The 4,356-nt window shown below is 71.3% G+C and carries 6 protein-coding genes; 3 read left to right on the forward strand and 3 right to left on the reverse strand.

The annotated features are described in order from the left end of the window. Window positions 1-327: 327 nt before the first annotated feature. Window positions 328-756, reverse strand: coding sequence for a hypothetical protein (locus tag HW577_RS21435; RefSeq protein WP_332837776.1), 429 nt, complete (start codon window positions 754-756; stop codon window positions 328-330). Then, window positions 753-1,127, reverse strand: coding sequence for a hypothetical protein (locus tag HW577_RS21440; protein WP_198378154.1), 375 nt, complete (start codon window positions 1,125-1,127; stop codon window positions 753-755). Before HW577_RS21440 ends, HW577_RS21435 begins: the two co-directional genes overlap by 4 nt. Before the next feature lie 181 nt (window positions 1,128-1,308). Here HW577_RS21440 and HW577_RS21445 point away from each other — a divergent pair, with 181 nt between their 5' ends. Continuing rightward, on the forward strand, window positions 1,309-1,959 hold the full coding sequence (locus HW577_RS21445) for a S24 family peptidase (protein WP_198378155.1): 651 nt from the start codon (window positions 1,309-1,311) through the stop codon (window positions 1,957-1,959). A 148-nt stretch (window positions 1,960-2,107) separates the two neighbouring features. Next, window positions 2,108-2,749 carry an imm11 family protein gene (locus tag HW577_RS21450; protein WP_198378156.1) on the forward strand — a complete coding sequence of 214 codons (642 nt, stop codon included), beginning with the start codon at window positions 2,108-2,110 and terminating at the stop codon, window positions 2,747-2,749. A gap of 61 nt (window positions 2,750-2,810) precedes the next feature. Here the strand turns inward: HW577_RS21450 and HW577_RS21455 are convergent, their stop codons facing one another. Continuing rightward, window positions 2,811-3,917: a DSD1 family PLP-dependent enzyme gene (locus HW577_RS21455; RefSeq protein WP_198378157.1), complete on the reverse strand. Its 1,107-nt coding sequence runs from the start codon at window positions 3,915-3,917 to the stop codon at window positions 2,811-2,813. 37 nt (window positions 3,918-3,954) lie between these two features. On the opposite strand from HW577_RS21455, the gene HW577_RS21460 reads away from it, so the two are divergent. Further along, window positions 3,955-4,356: FAD-dependent oxidoreductase (locus tag HW577_RS21460; protein ID WP_198378158.1), on the forward strand; the 402-nt coding region annotated here is incomplete at its 3' end.

The following is a 4,356-nucleotide window of genomic DNA, read 5'->3' on the forward strand; positions in this document are numbered from 1 at the left end:
GGTCCCCGGACCGTGCCCGGCAGGCCGCGCCGGGCGCGGGCGCGGGATTCGGCGCGGCCGGCGGCCGCACGTTCCTCGGCGGCTTCCGCCGGGGCAGGTGCCGGGTCCGCCGGCGCAGCGGCGGGGGCGATGACGACAGGCTTCGGGGCGCGGAACAGGCCACCCATGCGCGCGCGGCTCCTCTGCTGGGGTGTCGGGACCCGGTCGTGGGGTGCCGAAAAAGCCGCGGGCCCGCCCCTGGTGGGGGGCGGGCCCGCGGAAGTCGGTCCTGGGAACGGGAGGAAGGCCTCCGGGCGCAGCTCGCCCCTTGGCAAGGGGAGAGATAGGTCAGGCGGGAGCAGATGTCAAGATATTTTTCCTATTTTTCTGAAGTGCGCGATACAGCCCGCGCGGCGTCAGCGCGAAGGGCGCGCCAGGACCCAGCAGCGCGCGGCAGACCGCGACGCAGGTGAAGGGGGACAGCGGCGGCAGGCGCGTGGCGCGCGCCGGCGCGGGCGCGAAGGGACCGAGCACGGCAAGGCCGGCGCGACGATAGAGCCCCGGAAGGTCGTACTCCGCCGGCGCGTTGACGCGCAGCGCGAGCAGTCGGCCCGAGACCGGTTCCACCACCGTCCAGCCGGCGTCGTCGCGCAGGGCCGCGAAGCAGTGCCGGAACCCCTTCGCGAGCGGCCAGAGCCAGGCCTGGTCCGCCGCGCCGCCGAAGGCGATCCAGACCTGCTGCGGCGCGTCGCGCAACGAGCCGATCCTCGGGCTCACAGCACGATTCCCTTGACCCGCAGCGGCCATTCGAGCCGCGCGAGTGCGACGCGCCACTGCGCCGCGTCGGCGCGTTCGGACAGGTGCCGCGGGTCGGGGGCGACGCCGCGTTCGCCCCAGACGCGCAGCACGCGCGCATGGATCAGGTCGATGCGGCGCTGGCGGTACAGACGGTCGAGGCACTTGATCACGTCGTCCGGTTCGCAGGGGCGCACCTTGTCGCCCTTGCCGGCGACGATGCGCGCGCCGTCGCGCCGCGCGATGAGGGCAGCCATGGTCCAGAACCAGGCTTCCTCGGCGGAGCGGAACGGTTCCGCCGCGGCGATGCTGGCGAAGCTGGGGGCGTGGGCGGTGCGGGGGCTGGGGCGCATGGGGGCTCGCCTTGTTGGTGAACAATACAAGAACAATAATCGTTCCGGTTGTGTCCGGCAAGCCGAAAAGGGAAATTCCGCCTATTGCAATCCGACACCAGACCTAGGATATGTTCCCCAGGGCAGGCGCGATATCTGGATTCGCGTCCTTGGCCCCCGGAATGGAGGCTTTGCCCGGCCCATGCGGCACGACGACATCTGGCGCGCCCTCGACGCCCTCGCGGCCGAGCACGGGCTCTCCGCCTCGGGCCTCGCCCGCAAGGCCGGGCTCGATCCCACCGCCTTCAACCCTTCGAAGCGAATCGGCGCCGATGGCCGCGCGCGCTGGCCCTCCACCGAGAGCGTCGCGAAGGTGCTCGACGCGGTCGGGCGCAGCATCGACGATTTCGCCAGCCTGGTCTCGGGCATGCCGGCGCTGCCGCGCGGCGGCGCGCGCGGCGGGGCGGGCCGGCGCGTCCCCCTCATCGGCCTCGCCCAGGCGGGCGGCGAGGGATACTTCGACGATGGCGGCTATCCGGTCGGCGGGTCCTGGGACGAGATTTCCCTCCCCGAGATCGGCGACCCCAACGCCTATGCGCTCGAGATCTCGGGCGAGAGCATGGAGCCGGTGTTCCGCGACGGCGATGTCGTCGTCGTCTCCCCCGCCGCCCCCGTGCGCCGCGGCGACCGCGTGGTGGTGCGCACCGCGAAGGGGGAGGTGATGGCGAAGGAACTGCGCCGCCAATCGGCCAAGCGCATCGAACTCGCGAGCCTCAACCCCGCGCATCCCTCCTACAGTTTCGAACTGCCGGAGATCGCGTGGATGCACAGGATCGTGTGGGCGAGTCAGTGAAGACGGCGCTGCCTGTCATCCGAGACGGCGATGCCGTTGGCCAGACGCCGACACAGCGCATCGTCGTGCAGTTCGGCGAGCGTCGCGGGACGCCGACCTGCCAGGTGGACGTCTCCGCGCCGCTTTCGGTTTCGTAGTTGCGGACCCGATGGCAGCGATCATCGCATTCTCACACAATCCGCGATTTTCGCCGGACGTCCGCGGGGCACCGAAGGAGGGGCCGGGCGCTGGTGTGCTCACCGACGCAGCCTATGAGCGATGCCGCTGGCTCGGTATGGACTTCGGCAACATGGGCATCCGCTTCGACCCGGCTGATGTGAAGACCGAGTTCTGGCTCACATCACGACAGAAGACGCTCGCCGACTTTCTGCCGGTCGTGGCCCGATGGGGCGTCTCAGCAGAATTCCGGGAGGTGGTGGAAGCTTTTGAGCCTGGGCTGCACCAGTTCTTCCCTATCATGATCCGCAGGCCCAACGGCAAGCCGATCGAGCGGCTTGACGGGCGGGAAGTCGCGCCGGGCCAGTACTTCATCATGAACCCGCTGGTGCGCATCAACTCGCTGCTGCCTGAGGAATGCATTGGCAAGCAGGGACAGCGCCGCAAGACCCTGAACGAGGTGCTGCGCACCGTCGACGACCTGTGCGTCGCGCGGGCGGTGATCGCGGGCCGACACCTGTGGGTGGATGCGTACTTCGGGGGAGGTGAACTCTTCGTCTCGGACGCGTTCCTCGCCGCGGTCGAGAAGACGGGGCTGAAGGGCTTTCGCGTGCAGAAAGTTCGGGAGGCGTAACCCAGCGCGCGCCGCGGCCGCCGCACCGCACGCGGCGCCACGGCAGCGACCGCCTACTCCCTCACGCCATCCCACCCCGCGCCGCGATCGGCCACAGGCACTCCACCCGCCCCTTCCGCACGCCCACATACCAGTCGTAGCGATCGACCGTCGGGTCGCAATGCCCCGGCACCAGGCGCAGCTTCTCCCCCAGCGCCGGCGGCGCGCCGTCCTCGATCATGATCTTGCCGTGCTCGTCCGACGCCCCGGCGTAGCGCAGCCCCGGCCGTTCCCACACGCCCGGCATGCCGGAATCCACCGCCACACCCTTGTGCCCGCAATCCACCACCGCGACGCCCGGCGTCGCGCGGCTCATCACCTGCGACAGCACGAACAGCGCGTGGCGGAAGGGCGGCGCGTCGTCGTTCTTCGCGTAGTCCACATCCATGAAAGCGTAGGACCCGGCCTGGATTTCCGTATAGACGCCGCTCGCCGCCTCGTGCCGGAAGGTGCCGGTGCCCGCGCCGCCGACGATCGGGCAATCAAGCCCGCGCTGCTTCAGCTGTTCCACCGTCCGCCGCGACCGGGCCGCGGCCTCCGCGATCGCGCCCGCGCGCTGTTCCGGCGTGCGCATGTGCTGCGCGCTGCCGTGATAGGCCTGCAGCCCGCCGAACATCAGGTGGCGGCTCGTCGCGATGCGTTCCGCGAGTGCGACCGCCGCCGGCCCGTGCTCCACCCCCGCGCGGCCCATGCCGACATCGATCTCGACCAGCACGGGCAGCCGCACGCCGGCCGCTTCCGCCGCCTGTTCCGCCATCACGACCTGGGACGCGTCATCGACGCACAGCCCGACCTTGCAGATGCGCGCGAGCGCGGCGAGCCGCGCGAGCTTCCGCGGGCTGACCACCTGGTTCGTCACCAGCACGTCCGGGATGCCGCCCCAGGCCAGGGCTTCCGCCTCCGCCACCTTCTGCACGCATTGCCCGACAGCACCACGCGCCATCTGCAGCTTCGCGACCACGGCGGATTTGTGCGTCTTGGCGTGCGCGCGCAGTTTCGCACCCGTCGGCGCCAGCAGCGCCGCCATGGTGTCGAGGTTGTGCTCGAAGGCATCGAGGTCGACCAGCAGCGCCGGCGTATCGACCTCGTCCTCGCGCATGCCGGGTTCGGCGGGCGGCGCTTGCAGCATGGTTCATCCCCTGGCCGTGTCGCGGCATGATGCGGCGATGTTCCCTTCCGATCCAGACGTGCTCGTCATCGGCGCCGGCTGCGCCGGCATCGCCGCGGCGCGCACCCTCTCCGCGCGCGGGCGGTCCTGCCTGGTGCTGGAAGGGGGCCCTCGCCTCGGCGGGCGGGCCTTCACGGAAAGCGCCTCCCTCGGCCTGCCCTTCGACCACGGCGCCTCCTGGCTGCACCAGGCCGATGACAACCCGCTGACACCGCTCGCCCGGGCGCTGGGCACCGAGATGCTGGACCACGACACGCTGCGCGACCGGCGGCTCTTCGCCGATGGCCGCCTCGCGACGCGCGAGGATCGCGCCGCCTTCGCCGCCGCCGAGGACGCCTTCTGGGCCGCGATCGCCGCCGCCGCGGCCGATGGCGGACCCGACCGCCCGGCCGCCGAGGCC

Source organism: Neoroseomonas rubea (assembly GCF_016106015.1).
Taxonomy (GTDB): Bacteria; Pseudomonadota; Alphaproteobacteria; order Acetobacterales; family Acetobacteraceae; genus Neoroseomonas; species Neoroseomonas rubea.

Coding starts and splice junctions, on each gene's coding strand:
- HW577_RS21445 (WP_198378155.1), top strand. CDS start 1,309: ATGCGGCACGACGACATCTGGCGCGCCCTCGACGCCCTCGCGGCCGAG.
- HW577_RS21450 (WP_198378156.1), top strand. CDS start 2,108: ATGGCAGCGATCATCGCATTCTCACACAATCCGCGATTTTCGCCGGAC.
- HW577_RS21455 (WP_198378157.1), bottom strand. CDS start 3,917: ATGCTGCAAGCGCCGCCCGCCGAACCCGGCATGCGCGAGGACGAGGTC.
- HW577_RS21440 (WP_198378154.1), bottom strand. CDS start 1,127: ATGCGCCCCAGCCCCCGCACCGCCCACGCCCCCAGCTTCGCCAGCATC.